This window comes from Hyphomonas sp. (assembly GCF_965284475.1).
Classification (GTDB): domain Bacteria; phylum Pseudomonadota; class Alphaproteobacteria; order Caulobacterales; family Hyphomonadaceae; genus Hyphomonas.
On record NZ_OZ260087.1, the window covers coordinates 2,718,177 to 2,735,503 of the forward strand.

General features: G+C 62.4%; 15 protein-coding genes. 4 read left to right on the forward strand and 11 right to left on the reverse strand.

Annotated elements, in window-relative coordinates; translation table 11 throughout:
* Positions 1 to 15: 15 nt before the first annotated feature.
* The 5 genes from ACQ66M_RS13130 to ACQ66M_RS13150 all read right to left on the reverse strand — a co-directional run bounded on the left by ACQ66M_RS13130 (position 16) and on the right by ACQ66M_RS13150 (position 7,739).
* The gene (locus ACQ66M_RS13130; protein ID WP_430404419.1) at positions 16 to 3,237 is read right to left on the reverse strand and encodes an efflux RND transporter permease subunit; all 3,222 of its coding nucleotides are present in this window, start codon (positions 3,235 to 3,237) and stop codon (positions 16 to 18) included.
* Positions 3,234 to 4,313, reverse strand: coding sequence for an efflux RND transporter periplasmic adaptor subunit (locus ACQ66M_RS13135; protein WP_430404421.1), 1,080 nt, complete (start codon positions 4,311 to 4,313; stop codon positions 3,234 to 3,236). Before ACQ66M_RS13135 ends, ACQ66M_RS13130 begins: the two co-directional genes overlap by 4 nt.
* Positions 4,314 to 4,491: 178 nt before the next feature.
* Positions 4,492 to 5,514 carry a zinc transporter ZntB gene (locus ACQ66M_RS13140; protein WP_430404423.1) on the reverse strand — a complete coding sequence of 341 codons (1,023 nt, stop codon included), beginning with the start codon at positions 5,512 to 5,514 and terminating at the stop codon, positions 4,492 to 4,494.
* Positions 5,515 to 7,026, reverse strand: a complete 1,512-nt coding sequence (locus ACQ66M_RS13145; RefSeq protein WP_430404425.1) for an amidase — start codon at positions 7,024 to 7,026, stop codon at positions 5,515 to 5,517.
* Positions 7,027 to 7,151: 125 nt separating this feature from the next.
* On the reverse strand, positions 7,152 to 7,739 hold the full coding sequence (locus tag ACQ66M_RS13150) for a superoxide dismutase family protein (RefSeq protein ID WP_430404427.1): 588 nt from the start codon (positions 7,737 to 7,739) through the stop codon (positions 7,152 to 7,154).
* A gap of 70 nt (positions 7,740 to 7,809) precedes the next feature.
* Here ACQ66M_RS13150 and ACQ66M_RS13155 point away from each other — a divergent pair, with 70 nt between their 5' ends.
* Complete coding sequence (locus ACQ66M_RS13155; RefSeq protein WP_350171380.1) at positions 7,810 to 8,538, forward strand: TlyA family RNA methyltransferase; 729 nt, start codon at positions 7,810 to 7,812, stop codon at positions 8,536 to 8,538.
* Here the strand turns inward: ACQ66M_RS13155 and ACQ66M_RS13160 are convergent.
* Positions 8,535 to 9,323, reverse strand: coding sequence for a hypothetical protein (locus tag ACQ66M_RS13160; RefSeq protein WP_430404429.1), 789 nt, complete (start codon positions 9,321 to 9,323; stop codon positions 8,535 to 8,537). The genes ACQ66M_RS13155 and ACQ66M_RS13160 overlap by 4 nt on opposite strands.
* A 117-nt stretch (positions 9,324 to 9,440) precedes the next feature.
* On the opposite strand from ACQ66M_RS13160, the gene ACQ66M_RS13165 reads away from it, so the two are divergent.
* Positions 9,441 to 10,511: a class I SAM-dependent methyltransferase gene (locus ACQ66M_RS13165; protein ID WP_430404431.1), complete on the forward strand. Its 1,071-nt coding sequence runs from the start codon at positions 9,441 to 9,443 to the stop codon at positions 10,509 to 10,511.
* A gap of 3 nt (positions 10,512 to 10,514) precedes the next feature.
* Here the strand turns inward: ACQ66M_RS13165 and ACQ66M_RS13170 are convergent, their stop codons facing one another.
* Both ACQ66M_RS13170 and aroC read right to left on the reverse strand, forming a co-directional pair.
* Positions 10,515 to 11,570 (reverse strand): hypothetical protein, encoded by a 1,056-nt coding sequence (locus ACQ66M_RS13170; protein ID WP_430404433.1) that lies wholly within the window; start codon positions 11,568 to 11,570, stop codon positions 10,515 to 10,517.
* 114 nt (positions 11,571 to 11,684) lie between these two features.
* Positions 11,685 to 12,773, reverse strand: coding sequence for a chorismate synthase (gene aroC, locus ACQ66M_RS13175; RefSeq protein WP_430404435.1), 1,089 nt, complete (start codon positions 12,771 to 12,773; stop codon positions 11,685 to 11,687).
* Positions 12,774 to 12,854: 81 nt separating this feature from the next.
* On the opposite strand from aroC, the gene pdxH reads away from it, so the two are divergent.
* Positions 12,855 to 13,511 carry a pyridoxamine 5'-phosphate oxidase gene (gene pdxH, locus ACQ66M_RS13180; protein ID WP_430405173.1) on the forward strand — a complete coding sequence of 219 codons (657 nt, stop codon included), beginning with the start codon at positions 12,855 to 12,857 and terminating at the stop codon, positions 13,509 to 13,511.
* 5 nt (positions 13,512 to 13,516) lie between these two features.
* Here the strand turns inward: pdxH and ACQ66M_RS13185 are convergent, their stop codons facing one another.
* A complete protein-coding gene (locus ACQ66M_RS13185) occupies positions 13,517 to 13,966 on the reverse strand; it encodes a glyoxalase superfamily protein (protein ID WP_350171375.1) in 450 nt (149 codons plus the stop codon).
* A gap of 206 nt (positions 13,967 to 14,172) precedes the next feature.
* Positions 14,173 to 15,120 carry a glycerophosphodiester phosphodiesterase family protein gene (locus tag ACQ66M_RS13190; protein ID WP_430404437.1) on the reverse strand — a complete coding sequence of 316 codons (948 nt, stop codon included), beginning with the start codon at positions 15,118 to 15,120 and terminating at the stop codon, positions 14,173 to 14,175.
* 98 nt (positions 15,121 to 15,218) lie between these two features.
* Here ACQ66M_RS13190 and ACQ66M_RS13195 point away from each other — a divergent pair, with 98 nt between their 5' ends.
* Positions 15,219 to 16,844: a long-chain-fatty-acid--CoA ligase gene (locus ACQ66M_RS13195; RefSeq protein ID WP_350171373.1), complete on the forward strand. Its 1,626-nt coding sequence runs from the start codon at positions 15,219 to 15,221 to the stop codon at positions 16,842 to 16,844.
* Between the two features lie 74 nt (positions 16,845 to 16,918).
* Here the strand turns inward: ACQ66M_RS13195 and ACQ66M_RS13200 are convergent, their stop codons facing one another.
* Positions 16,919 to 17,293 carry a hypothetical protein gene (locus ACQ66M_RS13200; protein WP_350171372.1) on the reverse strand — a complete coding sequence of 125 codons (375 nt, stop codon included), beginning with the start codon at positions 17,291 to 17,293 and terminating at the stop codon, positions 16,919 to 16,921.
* Between the last annotated feature and the right edge of the window lie 34 nt (positions 17,294 to 17,327).

Sequence of the window (17,327 nt, forward strand, 5' to 3'; positions counted from 1 at the left end):
GTCCCTGAGGTAAACCTATTCGGCGGCGGGCAGGATCCGGTCACGCTCCTTGCCATCCTGATCGGCTAGCAAATGCACGGTATCAGCAGGCTTCTGGTCGAGCACACGATCCTTCATGCGCCGCATCCACCGGCCAACACGGTGCGGCACCAGAAGCCAGACAGGCGTGACCAGCAGGATCATGATCGTCGAGAAGGCAAGGCCGAACACGACCGCTGTTGCCAGCTGCACCCACCATTCCGATGAGGCGCTGCCGAAATTGATCGCGCCTTGGGAAAAGCTCACATTCATCTGGTAAACCATCGGCAAAAGGCCGCAAATGGTCGTGCCCGTTGTCAGCAGGATGGGCCGGATACGCTGGGCGGCCGTGGCAATCGCCGCATATTCAGGCGTCCGCCCATCGCTGCGCAGCCGGTTATAGGTATCGATCAGCACGATATTATTGTTCACCACGATCCCCGCGAGCGCCACGACGCCCGTGCCGATCATCAGTACCGAGATATAAGGCAATAATAGCTGAACGCCGACCAGTACCCCGGCAGTGGATATGATCACGGCCGTCAGGGTCAGAAGCACCTGCCAGAAATTGTTGAATTCCCAGAGCAGGATCACGGCCATCATGAACAGTGCTGCCATGGCAGCGCCCGCAAAGAAGGCGCCCGCTTCGGCCGCATCCTCGTCTGCGCCTTCAAACCTGACCTCGACACTGCCCGGGATAGTCTGCGTTGCAATCCACTCTTTCAGCTCCGCCACAATGGCGGCACCGGCGCCTTGCTCAATTGCATTGGCGCGGACGTCGATGACACGCTTGCCGTCACGCCGCTCGATCTGGCTAACGCGCGGCGCGGGCACTCTTTCGACGAACAGCGACAGGGGAACATTCCCCGCAGGTGTCGCAATGCGCAAGTCGTCTATCGCGGACGCGCTTCTGTCGCTCTGGGGAAAGCGCACACGGATGTCGACTTCGTCCGGCGCATCATCCGGGCGGTAGCGTCCGACCAGGATGCCATTGGTCACCAACTGGACGGCTGCGCCGACCTGCGAGATGTCGACACCGAACTTGCCGGCCTCGGCGCGATCCACTTCCAGTTGGTATTCAATGCCGGGCAGGGGCCGCGTATCATCGATCTCGTGCAGCTCCCGCATGCTTTCGAGCTTGGTGCGCAGCAGTAATGCGGTCGCATTCAGGGCCTGGCTGTCTTCCGACAGAAGCGCAATCTGGATGTCCTTGCCCGAAGGCGGACCATTTTCGCGGGCCTGAATCTGGTATTTAAGCCCCGGTACAGCGTCGAGCAGCACCCGGACTTCCGCCAACGTCTTGCGTCCATCATGCACGCCGTCATCCGTGGCAAGATCAAGCAGGATTTGTCCAATCGAATCGACTGGTGGTGATGCGCCACCGAAACTGATTCCGTCCTGTCCGCCCTTGCCGGCACGCGTTGAAATGTCTTCGATACCCTCGACATCCTTGATCACGGCCTCGGCGCGGCGAACCAGGGTGGCCTGTTCTGCGGCTGACAGGCTGCCCTGCGCCTGAACGAAGACATAGGCCTGCTCCGGCTCGATATCGAGGAAGAATTCGGATTTGTGAGGTGTTGAACCGAACCACACGAAGATGAGTACGACCGATCCGAGCGCGGCACCCGTCACCATCAATGGGCGTGCGATCAGGCCCTTGATGAGTTTCACATAGGCGCCAAGCCAGCCTTTTGCCTGTTCGGGGTCGGCGTCGGCAGCGAGGGCAGCAAGGTCTTCATTCGTGCCGCTCGGGCGTGCGCCTATGACTGAACCAAGCACGGGCAGGAAGATCAGCGCCATCACGAGCGAAGCCGTCAGGACAAAGATCAGCGTGATCGGCAGGTAGGCCATGAACTTGCCTGGCATCGAATTCCAGAACAGGAAGGGCACGAAGGCCGCCAGCGTCGTCGCGTTGGAGGCAACGACCGGCCAGAACATGCGCTTGCCGGCCAGACCATATGCTTCCTTCCGTTCCAGCCCTTCGGCCATCTTCCTGTCGGCATATTCGGTGACGACAATCGCCCCGTCGACAAGAATGCCGACGGCAATCACCATGCCGAACATGACCATCATGTTGATCGTGTAGCCAAACGCGCCAAGCAGCAGAAAGGCCATCACGAATGAAGACGGAATTGAAATACCTACCAGAAGCGCTGAGCGCAGGCCAAGGGCGGCAACGCAGATGATCATCACCAGCAGCACGGCGGTGACGATCGAGCTTTGCAGCTGGCCGAGTTGTTCCCCGATTAGCTCGGACGCATCGGACGTGATCTGCGTCTTCACCGTATTTGGCCAGTTTGGCCTGGTTTCGTCGATCGTGTCCCGAACGAAGTTCGCCGTATCAAGAATGTTGGCGCCCGTTCGCTTGACGATTTCAATCAGCAGGGCCGGTTGCCCGTTGAACGTCGCATAACCTGTGGCATCCTTGTAGGTGCGGCGCACTTCGGCAACGTCCGACAGGGTCACAACCGCGTTGTCCGTGCGCCGGATCGGCAGGTCGAGTGCGTCCTTTGCCGTCCGGATCAGGCCGGGCACCTTCACGGCAAAGCTGCCTTCGCCCGTATCGATCTGGCCTGCCGGGACGAGCTGGTTATTGGAAGAGACGACCTGGAGGATTTCCTGGTAGGAAATGTTGAAGGTTTCCAGTTTCACCGGATCGACGACAATTTCGAGGACGTCATCGCGACGACCGACAATGCGCGCTTCAAGTATGCCAGCATCGCGTTCAAGGCGATCCTGCAGATCCTCGGCAATCGTGTTCAGGCCGCGCTCAGGCGCATCGCCATACAGGTTCACGACCATGATCGGAAACTGCGCCGCGTTGACCTCGGTAATGATTGGTTCGCGCGCATCGGCGGGGAAATAGCGCTTGGCCATGTCCACCTTGTCTTTCACGTCGAGCACAGCCTGGTCGATGTCAGTATCGATCTCGAATTCCAGCACGAGCTGGCCGGCGCCCTCAGCGCCATAACCGCGGAAAGTCTTGAGGCCTTCCAGGGACTGGATTTCCTGCTCGATGGGTTTGACCAGCAGGCGTTCGGCATCTTCCGGCGTTACGCCCGCGAGCGGCACCGTGATACCTACAACGGGGATCTGGATGTCCGGGTCGGCTTCCTTGGGCAAGCCAATATAGGTCGCGGTGCCAGCGATGATGGCACAGACCAGAATGGCAAGCACCATGCGAGCCCGCCCGATGGCACCGTCAATCAACCCGTTCATTGCACGGCTCCACCAGCAGGAATGGGATTCACTTTCACCCCTTCGCTGAGGTAATCCTGTCCCATTGAGATTATACGGGCCGTGTCCGGCAATCCGGTCACCCATGTGCCGCCAACGCCCTCGTCCACCACCTGGATAGGCGCAAACCGGACCGTGTTGTCGTCTTCGATATATCGTACACCCAGTTCACCTGCATCCGACAGGGTCAGCAGGGCAGGCGAGATCAGCGTGGCCGGTACGCTTGTCACAGGCAGGACCAGGGATGCTGATACACCTGCAGGCACAGTCGCCTCGCTCGTAGTATCGAGTTCGGCCTCGATCAGGAACGTGCGCGTCTGCTCGCTGGCAGCGCGTGAAATGTAGCGGACTCTGGAATTGTAGGTCTCACCGCTGGCCAGCCTGGCCTTCGCCTCCATTCCGACTTTCAGGCGGCTGGCATAGTCTTCTGACACTTCAGCGGCGACGATGACGGGGGTCATGTCGATCAGCACGCCACAGGCAGCGCCGGGCGCGAGAAAATCGCCGGCCTCGGCCAGCCGGGTTTCGAATATGCCGTCAAACGGTGCGCGGATCTGGGTCTTGGCCAGTTCCACCTTGGCGGCGTTAACGGCCGCTTCGGTTGCGTCCAGCGTGGCCTGGGCCGCGGCTTCGCGGTTGGCAGGCGTCAGGCCCTTGGCGGCCAGGGCGCGCGCGGCCTCGTAATCCACCTTGGCAGAATCGCGCTGGGCCTCGGCTTCCCGGACGCGGGCGCTGCGGGCCTCCACATCCAGGCCGCACAACAAGGCGCCCTTGCGCACAAAGCTGCCTTCACGGGCCGGGGTGGTGACCACAGTGCCCGTCGTGCCGGCCTTGACCGTGACGGCCTTGTCAGGCGCGGTGCGCCCCTTGGCTTCAATCGTCACCGCGTGCAGCTGGCTGGAAACCGTTTCCACAATGGCATCGGGCGTTTGCACCGACCGGTCGATGGCGACCGCTTCAGTTTGCGAGCTGATACTGCCGCGCATGACGCTGCGAATGCCGAAATAGGCGACAATAAGAACGAGTAGCCCGAGGGCAATGGCGACAGAACGGTTCACAGGCAGGGTCTTTCCGGGAGCTGACACTAGCAAATATAGGTCGTCGCGTCGCCAGGATAAGCGCCGCTTCAGCCTTTAACTACGGTAAGTGCATTGAATTATGACAAAGGTTCTGCGTCGTTTTCGAGGCAACCTGAAAGTTATGGTTAACAAGTAACCTTAGGGAAGGTCTGCAGGGTCATATCCAGCGGCGCCAGCGGAAGATCGCCAGCATGGCCGTCGTGGCGACGATCAGCCCGGCGACAAGCAGTGCGAAGGCCAGTGGGCTGTCCACGCCGGGCATGCCGCCAACGTTCACGCCGAACAGTCCGGTCACAAAGCTGATCGGAAGGAAGACGGCCGACAGGATCGACAGCACGAACAGCCGCTGGTTCATCATGTCGGAGCGTTCTTCCATGATCTGTTCCTGCAGGACAACCGAACGCTCCCGGATGGCATCAAGGTCTTCGGCAAGGCGCGTGACACGGTCAACCGCTTCTCGAAGATGGAGCACGTCCGTCTCGGAAAAGAAGGCCGCCGCGCTGCCTTCGCGTGCCAGCTGCGACAGGGCCTCCCGCTGGGGCACGATATAGCGCCGCAGCGCCAGCACCTTGCGGCGAAATTCCGCAAGCTCCGCGCGGCCCACGCGCACTTGTGGGTCGAGAATGTCATCCTCGAACCCGTCTGCCTGCTCGTCGAACGCTGCAAGCTCCGGTTCCATCCGGTTGGTCAAGGCATTGGCCAGCGCCGCAACCAGGCCCCCCGTCGAATCTGGCGCTTCACCGGCTTTGACCATGGACTCGACATCGCGGGCCGCCTGGATCGGCTTTGCGCGCAGGGTGATCAACAGCGCATCACTTGCCCACATGCGCAGGGCCAGCATGTCCTCCAGCGCTTCACCGGCATTCAGGTTCACGCCGCGCAGGTTGATCAGGAAGCCATGCGTGTGCCGGGTTGATCTTGGCCGCGTGTCTTCCTGCAACAGGGATTGCGCCGCCAGCTTGTCGAGCCCGCTCTTGCGGTACAGCCATCCCTGCGCCTGGCGCGAGAGACGATTGAGGTGCAACCAGACCCGCGCATACTTCGAGAAATCTCCCGACAGCACGTCTTCCCAGGTCAGGGGTGTTGCCGCGCCATCGGCCGCGAACCCGAAACCGAACAGGAAGGGCTCGATGCCAGGGACATCCTCCGTATCCGGGCTGGTGGCGGGCTCGATTATCACCTAGCTGGCAACCACGCCCGGCAGCCTGTCGGCCCATGGCCGGGCGGCTTCCAGTTCCAGTGCCAGTTCGAACAGAAGCGCATCGTCACCCTTCTTGCCGGAGAAAAGCGAACCAATAGGCAGGCCCGAAGGTGACCATGACAGTGGCACGCTCATCGAGGCGGCACCGGATACATTCATCGGCGCCGTGAAGGCGGCAAAGTTCAGCACGCTTTCCATCACCGTGTCGAAATCTCCGTCGGGGGCCTGCTCGCCGATGGGAACGGCCGGGCTGCCGGTCACGGGCGACAACATCAGGTCCATCGAGTCGAACCATGCGTTATATTGCTGCTCGAACGCGAGGAGGTAGCCCACGGTTTCCGGCATCTCGGCGCGGCGTGCCTGCGCACGTGCGGCCAGTCCCAGTGTCCATGGTTCAAGAATGTCAGGGCCAATCGGCTTGCCTGAATAGGCGCTGGCCTGTTCGGCAAAGGCCGCTGCACCGGCAGCCCAGTAGAGCAGGAACCTGTCGGTGAACTCGGCGCCGTTCAGAGGTGGTTTGAAGTCGGTAACCTCATGGCCCAGGTCGCGGCAGAGCTGCGCAACCTCGTCCAGCGCTGCGCGCGTCTCCGGCGCAACCGGTGTGCCGCTGACCGATTCCGGCGCATAGCCGATCCTCAGGCGGCGCGCCAGAGGTGTCAGGTTCCCCAATGGCGCAAATGCGCCGTCATTGATCTGCGCCATGCGGAACAGGTTGATGGAATCACGCACACTGATCGTGACGGCGTGATTGACGGAAATATCGACAGGTGGTGGCACGCCCGCTTCGCGGCTGGGCAACTGCCCGCGTGACGGCTTCAGGCCGAACACACCGCAGGTGCTGGCAGGAATGCGGATTGATCCGCCACCGTCGCTGGCATGCGCGAACGGCACCACACGCGCGGCAACCAGCGCCGCGGCGCCGCCAGACGAGCCGCCCGGAATCCGGCTCAGGTCCCACGGATTGCGCGTGGCCCCTGTGACCAGCGGTTCGGTCGATGAGGTCAGGCCCATTTCGGGCGATGTACTCTTGCCCAGCGAGACGACTCCAGCAGAGCGCCATTTTTCCGCAAAGGGCGAGTCGTCCGCCGCGATGTTTCCGCGAAAGGCGCGGCTGCCCCACAGGGTTTGCGTGCCTTTCCAGTCCAGCAGGTCCTTGATGAAGGTTGGCACGCCCGCAAAGGCGCCGGTCATCGGCAACAGCGCCTCGGCGCGGGCCTGTTCAAATGTCTCGGTTGCGATGGCATTGAGCTGTCCGTTCACCGACTCGGCTCGCGCGATGGCGGCAGCGACCTGCTCCTGCGATGTCGTGTCACCCGCTGCGATCGCGGCGGCCATGGCGGTGCCGTCCATGCGGCCGGGTGCGGATGGCGCCGGTGCCTCAGCGCCTGCAGGAGGCGCGGCCTCAGGGACCGCCGTCTTCTGTCCACAGGCGGCCAGGGCTGTCAGGGCGCTTCCGCCAAGCAGGGCGCTGCGTCGGGTAAATCGGGTCATGCGTGTGTCCTCCCACATCTGGTTCTTATGGGGCACACCGTGTATCGGTCCGCTGGCGAGCGCAAGAGGACGACACGATGACAGCAGATGCCCCCACGTCGCAGCCAGCCTCACTGAAGATGGGCCTATTTGATCACGCCGCAGGCTACCCGCGCACCGGCCCCGCCAATCGGCTGGGTCATGTGGTCGTCTTCGCTTTCATGAATCAGGATGGCGGACCCGTCTTCATCAAGCAGCTCTGCCATCTCGGCCAGCGTCGTGTACGCCTCGTACCCGGCAGCGCCATCAGCGCCTGCCCATATATTCGGGATGTCACCCCCTTCAGGTCCCTTGGGGTTGAGCAGGCCGTGGCCGCCCGACACCATGCCCACATGGCCGCCAGACGCCTTGAATGTGCCGATATCCGAACAATCGCCCACCGCATGCAGGTGAAGGCCATGCCAGCCCGGTGTTAGTCCGCTCGGCGCAATTTCAACACGGATGAGCAGGCCATTGGGGCCGCCCAACAGGTTTGCCGTGCCAATCTCGGTGCCTTCTATGCCCACGATGGATGCCGTCGAGCGCATCATTGACGGATACACGCCATCCGCCGGTCCGGGCAGTTCCTCGGCAGCGGGCAGCGCGTCATGCGGCATGTCCTGCGGCTGGGCCGCTTCCTGGCTGCAGGCTGCGAGGGAAAGGGCGAATAGTCCGATTGCAAGCCGGTCCAGCATGATATGTCTCCTGTCGATCTTTGTCCTATTATAGGGCAGTACGCGCAGATTGCAGGGGAAGTTTCATGAAATGAAGGAACGGGCTGATAAACTCCTCGTGTCGCTCGGCCACTTTGACAGCCGGGCCAGCGCCCGCGCGGCCATCGAGGCCGGCGGTGTCACGGCCAATGGCGTGATGGTCGTAAAGCCGTCACAGATCCTGTCGGCAGATGACGCGATCCAGGCCCAGCCCGCCCATCCCTATGTTTCGCGCGGCGGCCTCAAGCTTGCCCATGCGCTGGACGTGTTTGGTGTTGACCCGAGTGGCCGCGACTGCCTCGATATCGGGGCGTCGACGGGCGGCTTCACGGACGTTCTCGTCCGGGCAGGCGCGGCGCATGTGACGGCGGTTGATGTCGGCCATGGCCAGTTCCACGCATCCCTGCAGGGTCACCCGCGCATCACTTCGCTGGAAGGCAGGGATGCCCGTGCCCTCACGGCCGCCGACCTGCCCGCGCCGCCAGGCCTGCTGGTCTGCGACGCAAGCTTCATTTCGCTGGAAAAATTACTGGACGTCCCGCTTGGTCTCGCGGCGCCGACGGCTGAATTCGTCGGCCTGTTCAAACCGCAATTTCAGGTCGGCCGCGCTCATATCGGCAAGGGCGGGCTGGTGACGGATACCAAGGCCACCGAACAGGCCGCCGCTGCATTTTCACAATGGATGAAAGAAAAAGGCTGGCCCATCCATGCATGGACGGCCAGCCCGATTTCCGGCGGCGATGGCAATGCCGAACGCCTGTTTCACGCAAGGCGCACTTAGTAGCCGTAAAGCTCCTCGTCGCGCGCCTGGTCGTTCACCACGCGCCATGTCTCTGTCGGATTGTTGCGGCAGGCGCGCACATGGCCGCCGTTCTGATAGATCATCCTGCATTCCTGCTGACTATAGGTCTGTTCGCCATAATAGGCCTGATCGTCATAGCCCTGAGCGGAATAGCCCCCATCATCATATCCCTGATCGGAATAGCCGTCATCGGGGTAGGAGGATGCCGGATAGGTCCGTGCCGGCGGCTGGTTGTAGGGATAGCCACGCTGATCCATGACGTCCGGCCCGCCATACAGACCGTCGGTCGTGCGCGGTATGGAGCTACCCTGATAGGTGCCTCCGCGATAGGTGTTTGATGGCTGGTAGGGCGTCGGTCCGGCTAAACCGCAATTCGCGTTCGAGCCGCTTGCCATCTGGCTGCCCGCGACACCGCCCACCAGTGCGCCGAGCAGGGCGCCGACCACGACCTGGTCGCTATTGTCATCGTCACGGCGATAGCCATGGCTGTACCCGCGGCGGTGGTGCCCGCGGCCATAGCCGCGATGGCCCCGGCGCCCGCGATAATGATCGTCGCCGCTGTCTATATTGTTGCCGATGGCCCCGCCGATCAGACCGCCGACCAGCGCGCCTGCCACGCCGCCAGCTAGCTTGTCGTCGCTGCGCTGGCGTTCGCATGCCGAATTCTGCGGCGCATAGCCGTAACCTGACTGCGCGGCTGCAGCCCCGGGGATGGCAAATGCAAGAGCGACTGTGGCTCCGGCGAGAAGCGATCGTTTGATCATCGCGTATCTCCTTTTTGGCAGGCACGATGCCGCCAGACTAAGGCCAACAATGACAAGGCGAACCTGAACCAGACCTGAAGGCTGGACGGTCTTACAGCTGCGCCCCATATTGACGGCATGGGATTGTTGAGCATCGCCTCGAAAACGGCTGCCCGCGCACGTTATGCGGCGCAGCAGGGCCTGCGTTCGGCCTGGTATGGCGCGCAGATGACGGCGGCCCGGCGCAGTGCGAGCGGCTTCAACCGGCCGGGCGAGCCCAAATTCGAACCGTCACGCGGCGCGCCTGACATGGCGGCTTTGCGCAAGGCCTATTTTGACCTCTTCATCCAGGACCGGCTGAATGTCGAGGCGGGGCTGTATCCGGCGCCAAATGACCTGCGCCTGCGTGACCTGCCCAATGCCCTGAAATCCGCCCGCGCCTTCCGCGAGGATGTCGCCGAAGTGGACCGGCGCCGTAAGGCCCGCGATGGCGCCGAGATTCGCGATTCCCTGCCTGGGCAGTCCAATCGCTATCCCGAATACTATACCCAGAATTTTCACTACCAGTCCGGCGGCTGGTTCACTGACGAAAGTGCGCAGCTCTACGACACGCAGGTCGAGGCGCTTTTCACCGGTACGGCAGATGCCATGCGCCGCGCCGCGCTGGCCGAGATATCGCGGGAACTGAAGGGCCGGGACCAGCGCCGGGTGCGCCTGCTGGATCTTGCCTGCGGCAATGGCCGGTTCCTGTCACGCGTGATGCATGTGTATCCGCGCCTGCAGGCAAGCGGGCTCGATCTTTCGCCCAGCTATACCGAGGCGGCCCGCAAACGCCTGTCGCGCTGGCCGCAGGTCGAACTCCTCCACGAAGCCGCCGAAGCCATGCCGCTGCCGGATGCCAGCCAGGACGTTGTGGTCTCGATCTTCCTGTTCCATGAATTGCCGCCCGAAGTGCGCGGGCCTGTGCTGGCAGAGGTCGCGCGCGTTTTGAAACCGGGAGGGCTGTTTATCCTCGCCGACAGCACGCAGTTCGGTGACTATCCCGAAATGGACGGCCTGCTTGAATACTTCCCGCACGGTTTCCACGAACCTTATTATGAAGGCTACCTGTCCTGGGACATGGCGGCGGCCTGCACCGGCGCTGGTCTGACAGCGGAACGTGAAACGCTGGCCTTCCTCACCAAGGTCACCACCTGGCGCAAGCCCTGAAGATCAGAAGCTCGGCAGGCGGCCTGTGCCGATGAACGGCATCGCGAAAGCCAGCAGGATCGAGATGATCAGGCCCAGAAAGGCCCGGCCCGCATCGCTCAGCACATCCCGGACGGCCTCACGCTTGTTGCGCAGGTGGGCGACATAGGCAATCGCCAGTTCGCGCCCCGCCAGCAGGCCCAGGAATACCCAGGTCGTGCTCATCGGCACATTGCTGATTTCCTTGAAGACGAACAGGATGATGCCATAGAAAACGTCCACGATCGTGGCGGCCCGCACGTCCACCGTATTCACTTTGGACTGTACGATTTTCTGGATCTCGCCGCCCTTGGTCGCGAAGATATAGGCTTGGATCACGACAAGCAGGATCGTCCCGCCGATCACATAGGTCAGGTCGAAACTCACATGCGTCTCGCCGGAGATGACCGAGACATCGCGGGGAAGATAGATGAAGATATTGGCCAGATCCTGCATCAGCCATTGCGACCAGAGGAAGGTGGTCGACATCCACTGGAACGTGACCCAGTAGGGCCAGGGCAGTTCTTCCTTCGTGTCGAACACCCAGCGTTCGAACGTGCGGGAAATCACGATCCAGATGATCACGCCAACCACGAAAGCCACGACATAGCCGAGGGCTGACTTGATCAGCATGCTTTGCAGTACGCCCTCGGTTGCCGAGCCGCCCGACAGGGCAAACAGAGTCAGTACGAGGAAGGTCGTGGAGACCGGAATGCCATAGCGGGTCATGACCAGCAGGACGAGGGGCGGCAGGGCATGCCACCACTGGATGCCTGGTACGAACGTGCCGCTGCGATCGCCTTCGCCCGGCAGGACGGACAGCTTGTCGAGCCGGTCATAGGCGACATCGCCTGCGCCGCTGATATACCCGTAGGCTACGACAGCGACCAGGATCGTGCTGGCGAAAATCCACAGCACCCACCAGGGCCGCTTTGAATTTGATGCCAGGAACGTGCCAAGCGTCTGGATGGAATCATTGGCCACAACCGCATATGCGGCCACGGCAAAGCCGATGACCCCGAAGACTTCAATCCCGCCCATCACGTGCACCCGCTTTTTACTGAACCCGCGTGTCAGTTAGCAGTTTGGACAGCTGATTCCGATTGGGAGGAATATGAATATAATGTGACGGTTACAGACGGTCATAGCGCGCATTCAGCGCCCTGTCTGGCCCCGGTGGCGCAGCTTTGCGTCGGCCAGCACGCAGGCCATCATCGCCTCGGCCACCGGCACGGCGCGAATGCCGACACATGGGTCGTGGCGGCCCTTGGTGCGCACATCAACATCCTCGCCATCGCGGGTTATGGACTTCACCTCGTTCAGGATCGAGGAGGTCGGCTTGACCGCAAGGCGCACGACCACGTCCTGTCCGGTTGAGATGCCGCCCGCGACGCCGCCATTATGGTTGGAAAGGAAGCGCACGCCGTCATTGCCCGCGCGCATCTCGTCGGCATTCTGTTCGCCGCTGAAGGCCGCTGCGGCAAATCCTGCACCGATCTCCACACCCTTCACGGCATTGATGCTCATCATCGCGCCGGCCAGCTCGGCGTCCAGCTTGCCATAGACCGGCGCGCCCCATCCCGCAGGAACGCTGCTGGCATGCACTTCGACGATGGCCCCCGCCGAGCTGCCAGCCTTGCGGGTCTCATCGAGGAAGCTTTCCCATTGAGCAGCCATGTCCCGGTCAGGGCACCAGAACGGATTCTGCTCGACACTATCCCAGTCCCATTTCGACCGATCCACGGCGTGGGGTCCGATCTGGACGACAGCGCCGCGCAGGGTCACGCCCCCCAGCACACACCTTGCCACCGCCCCCGCGGCCACACGCGCAGCCGTCTCCCGCGCACTTGACCGCCCGCCACCACGATAGTCCCGCACACCATATTTCGCGTCATAGGAGAAATCGGCATGACCCGGACGATAGCGGTCACGGATTTCGCTGTAATCCCTGGACCGCTGATCGGTATTCTCGATCATCAGTGAAATCGGCGTTCCCGTTGTCACCGGCCCGCCGGTGCGGTCATCCTCGAACACGCCGGACAGGATTTTCACCGCGTCCGGTTCCTGGCGCTGGGTGACGAAGCGCGATGTGCCGGGGCGGCGCTTGTCCAGGAAGCCCTGAATCCAGTCAGGTGTCAGCGCCAGTCCGGGCGGGCAGCCGTCTATGACACAGCCGAGCGCGGGCCCATGGCTTTCGCCCCAGGTCGTGACGCGGAACAGGTGACCGAATGTGTTGTGTGACATGTTGTGCCGCAGCCCTCGTTTAAGTTCGCTGCCTCCTATATGAAAACAGGACGCCTAACAAATCCGCAAAGAGGGCCCGTCATCGTGTCTAAAGTCATTCCGCCGTCCCCCAGCGCTGCAGATTACGCTTCTGACGGCGACCGCCCGCTTATCGCGGTTACCGATGACCCCATCGCTTATTTCAAGGAATGGATGGCTGAGGCACGGGCGAAGGAACTCAACGATTCCAATGCAATGTCACTGGCCACGGTCGATTCGGACGGCATGCCGGATGTCCGTATCGTGCTGCTGAAAGACATTTCCGATGCGGGTTTTTCCTTTTTTACCAATCTGCAAAGCCAGAAGGGCCGGCAATTGACGGATAATCCCCGCGCTGCCCTTTGCCTGCACTGGAAAAGCCTGCGCAGGCAGGTGCGCATGCGCGGCACGATTACCCGCGTGTCCGAGGCCGAGGCCGACACGTATTTCGCCTCCCGCGCCGCCCAGAGCCGGATCAGCGCTATCGCGTCAGACCAGTCGCGGCCCTTGCCGGACCGGTCCGTGTTCGAGCAGCGCATCGCCGAAGTCTCCGAAGTCTACGGCGATGGACCGGACATTCCACGTCCCGAATTCTGGGGCGGCTTCCGCCTCGCGCCGACGGAAATCGAGTTCTGGCAGGACCAGGCGTTCCGCATGCATGACCGGCTGCGTTACACGCGCGATGGCGATAACTGGACGACCACGCGGCTCTATCCCTGATCACGTCAGACAATGCCGTTCGCGACGGAGAGCAGCCGCATGTGCGGGTGGCCGTCGCTGGTCTTTGACCAGGAACTGCCGTCGGCCGAGATCGTGGCGGTGACGCGCTGGCGATAGGCAGAGAAGCTCTCGAACTCGACCACATCGACCGGCTCGTCAAAGTGCAGCGTCACCTCGAAGGCCGCGCCGCCGCCGATGTCGCGCACGGCAATGACGACGCCTTCGAACGGCTTTTTCAGGTAGAGGCCACTGACGCGATCACCCACCTGCACCGGCACTTCGGGCAGGTTCGAGAGGCGCGCCGAGGCGGTGTTCCAGTCGCGATAGCCGAGTTCGGCCGCGACGCGTTCAAGCGCAGCGGAATGCGAGATGGGGTGACCGGCCAGCGTTTCCATGGCGCGGATTTCACGCGCACGGGCCTTGGCCTGTTCACGCGTAGTGATGGTGGGAGACATGGGGTTCAGATCCTTTACCGTCGTCCAGAAGCGGTCAAGTCAATGCGGGGGCTCGCCTTGCCGCAGGACCGCTGGAAGAGGTTCAGCATCCTGATGGGAACAGGCGCCTTGCGGGGCCTGTGAGATCTTCACCTTCGGGATTTTCGTCCCGGCGAGCGGCTGGTGTCTCAAACCAGGGCCGCAGATACGCCGGGTTTGCGCGTCCGTCAACGCCCGCATGTCTGGCGGGCGAGGTCATCGGAGGTGAGAGCGGCGGCGACGCGGTAGGGCTCATCGGTCGCGAGCAGGACGAGGCCGTTGTCGACAAGCTCCCGGTATTCACTGCCATCGCCGTCGGCCCAATACAGATCGTCGAGACGTTCACCCCTGCGGCCGAGTGTGCCGAAGGCGGGTTCGACGCCTTCCTTCAGGTTGCGGGCCCATGCGGCATAGTCCGGCGAATTGGTGCCCGTCCAGGCGACGAGGCGGGTGCGGTCGACGCCGAGGGCTTCAAGGCGGCCTATGTCGCGCGATCCCCTGGCGGAGGCGGTCAGCATGAGGGCCGGATCGGCGGCGGCGATCTCGGCGGCTTCGGCATCTGAATAGGAGATCATCAGCACATTGTCTCCGGCACCGGCGGCCCGCACGGCGGAGGCGATATTGCGGAAGCTGGTGGTCGGCTTGCGGTCGAGTTCGAGGATGGCGCCGGATTGCTTCGCCCAGAGGAGGACATCGGTCAGCTTGGGCGGCTGGAAGTCCGTGCGCTGGCCGTCATTATCGATCATCCTGAGGCCCGAAAGCGTCGCCCAGTCAGTGTCGGCAACGTATCCGTCGCCGGTCGTGGTGCGGTTCAGCCGGTTGTCATGCATCAGCAGCAATACGCCATCGCGGCTCTCGGCAACGTCGATTTCGAACACGCGGATGCCCTGCGAGAAGCCATATTGCAGCGTCTCCAGCGTGTTTTCCGGATAGCCCGGCGCAGGGCCGCCCCTGTGGGCGGCGATCAGCACGCCCTTGTTCTGGCGGACACAGTCGAAATAGTCAGGCAGCGGTAGCGCGGGTGCGGAGGCCGACAGGGCCGGGTCGTCGGCTGCGTCAGGATTCGCCTTTTGGGATATATCCCCGCAGGCCGCGAGGGTGGCCAGTGCCGCTATCGATAACGTAATTCTCAACATGCCGCGCTCCTAGTTCCTTGCGCTGCAGCAATAGCGCGAATAAACCCGACGACAACGAAGAAAACACGGCCCCTTGGGCATATGGAGGAGGAATACCGATGCAAGGCATCATGCAGGACTGGCCACTGACGGTGAACAAGATCCTTGAACATGCGAATGTGCAGCATGGCAATCGCGAGATCATCACCCGCCGCGTGGAAGGCAATATCGTCCGCACGACCTATGCAGACCTCTTCAACGCGTCGAAACAGGTGTCCAACGCGCTCAAGGATATCAATATCGGTCTCGGTGACCGGGTCGCCACGCTGGGCTGGAATTCCGAGCGCCACATGGCGTCATGGTATGGCGCGATGGGCATTGGCGCCGTGCTGCACACGATCAATCCGCGCCTGCACCCCGAACAGATCGCATGGATCGCCAATCATGCCGAAGACAAGGTGCTGATCTTCGACAAGACCTTCCTGCCGATTGTCGAAGCCATCAAGGACCATCTCCTGACGGTCAAAACCTTCGTCATCTTTGCCGGCGCGGACACGATGCCGGAAAACACGCTGGGTGCGATCCCGTTCGATATCTGGATCGATGGGCGCTCCACCGAATGCCGCTGGGGCGATTTCCCGGAAACCACGGCTTGCGGCCTGTGCTACACATCCGGCACGACCGGCAACCCGAAGGGCGTGCTCTATTCGCACCGCTCCAATGTGCTCCACACGCTGGTCACCATGTCGAAGGATGCGATGGGCATGGGTGCGGCCGATGTGGTGCTGCCGGTGGTGCCGATGTTCCATGCCAACGCCTGGGGCCTGGCACTCAGCTGCCCGGCGACGGGGGCCAACATGGTCATGCCGGGCGCACAGATGGATGGCGCATCGATCTATGAATTGCTCGACACCGAAAAGGTCTCGATCACGGCAGCTGTGCCGACTGTCTGGCTGATGCTGCTGAACTACCTCCAGGAGAACAATCTGAAACTGCCGTACCTCAACAAGGTGCTGATCGGCGGTTCGGCCATTCCGGAGAAAATCCTCCGCGCCTTCGAGCAGGATTATGAAGTCGATGTCGTGCATGCCTGGGGCATGACCGAGACATCGCCGCTGGGCACGCTGGGTACGCTGCCGCCGCACCTGATGGACGCAGATATCGACACGCGCATGAACCAGAAGATGAAGCAGGGCCGTCCGCCCTTTGGCGTCGAGCTGCGCATCGTTGACGACAATGGCAAGGAGCTGCCGCGCGACGGCGAGACGTCCGGCCGTCTCATGGTGCGTGGCGCGGCCATTGCTGCGGGCTATTTCAAGGGCGATGGCGGCAATGTGCTATGCCCGGACGGCTTCTTCGATACCGGTGACGTTGCCACGATTGACGAGATCGGCACGATGACCATCACCGACCGCGCCAAGGATGTGATCAAGTCCGGCGGCGAATGGATTTCATCCATCGACATCGAGAACATCGCTGTCGGCCACCCGAAAGTGGCGAACGCAGCGGCCATCGGCATCTACCATCCGAAATGGGACGAGCGGCCGCTGCTGATCGTGCAGGCCGTGCCGGGCGAAACGCCGACCAAGGAAGAAGTGCTGCAATCGCTCGAAGGCAAGATCGCCAAATGGTGGACGCCGGACGATGTGGCTTTTGTGGACGAGATCCCTCTGGGCGCGACGGGCAAGATCAACAAGCTGGCCCTGCGCGAGACCTTCAAGGACTACAAGCTGCCGACAGCCTGACATCTCGGCAGCAAATGCGGCGCCCGTGAAGGCGCTTGAGGGCGAAACTGAATTTTAAAAGCTGCGCTGCCTGGTCAGGAATCCGGCAGCGGCAGGGCCTGCGTGCGCGATGCGGCCCGGCGCGGTCTGGCCGATGGCGGGATGCGGGCCGGACGGGCTGCGGGCGCAAGGCAGAGGAATGCGGGCGTGAAATCCCGCCCGCTGAGTGCGTCGGCAAGGCGCCGGGAGGCGGGTGATTGCGCGGGCAGGACGTTCGTGCGGTCACGCGAATCAAGATCGATCCAGACCAGCACGACGCGCCTGGCATGGGTCACGCCCCAGCAAAACTGATAACCGCGCCCATAGGTCAGCCGGACCCAGGCGAGGAGAAGCTGGTGCTGCAGCCAGATCCACGGCCAGATCGGCAGAAGATTGGCGGGCACATGGGCAGGGGGCGAGAGCAGCGACATTACCCGCCATGATACGGCTATCCGTCGGCTGTCG

What these genes read in the sequence shown, in the direction of transcription:
- ACQ66M_RS13145 (WP_430404425.1), bottom strand. Translation starts at nt 7,026, where the DNA reads ATGACCCGATTTACCCGACGCAGCGCCCTGCTTGGCGGAAGCGCCCTG.
- ACQ66M_RS13165 (WP_430404431.1), top strand. Translation starts at nt 9,441, where the DNA reads ATGGGATTGTTGAGCATCGCCTCGAAAACGGCTGCCCGCGCACGTTAT.
- ACQ66M_RS13185 (WP_350171375.1), bottom strand. Translation starts at nt 13,966, where the DNA reads ATGTCTCCCACCATCACTACGCGTGAACAGGCCAAGGCCCGTGCGCGT.
- aroC (WP_430404435.1), bottom strand. Translation starts at nt 12,773, where the DNA reads ATGTCACACAACACATTCGGTCACCTGTTCCGCGTCACGACCTGGGGC.
- ACQ66M_RS13170 (WP_430404433.1), bottom strand. Translation starts at nt 11,570, where the DNA reads ATGGGCGGGATTGAAGTCTTCGGGGTCATCGGCTTTGCCGTGGCCGCA.
- ACQ66M_RS13130 (WP_430404419.1), bottom strand. Translation starts at nt 3,237, where the DNA reads ATGAACGGGTTGATTGACGGTGCCATCGGGCGGGCTCGCATGGTGCTT.
- ACQ66M_RS13190 (WP_430404437.1), bottom strand. Translation starts at nt 15,120, where the DNA reads ATGTTGAGAATTACGTTATCGATAGCGGCACTGGCCACCCTCGCGGCC.
- ACQ66M_RS13200 (WP_350171372.1), bottom strand. Translation starts at nt 17,293, where the DNA reads ATGTCGCTGCTCTCGCCCCCTGCCCATGTGCCCGCCAATCTTCTGCCG.
- ACQ66M_RS13195 (WP_350171373.1), top strand. Translation starts at nt 15,219, where the DNA reads ATGCAAGGCATCATGCAGGACTGGCCACTGACGGTGAACAAGATCCTT.
- ACQ66M_RS13150 (WP_430404427.1), bottom strand. Translation starts at nt 7,739, where the DNA reads ATGCTGGACCGGCTTGCAATCGGACTATTCGCCCTTTCCCTCGCAGCC.
- ACQ66M_RS13160 (WP_430404429.1), bottom strand. Translation starts at nt 9,323, where the DNA reads ATGATCAAACGATCGCTTCTCGCCGGAGCCACAGTCGCTCTTGCATTT.
- ACQ66M_RS13155 (WP_350171380.1), top strand. Translation starts at nt 7,810, where the DNA reads ATGAAGGAACGGGCTGATAAACTCCTCGTGTCGCTCGGCCACTTTGAC.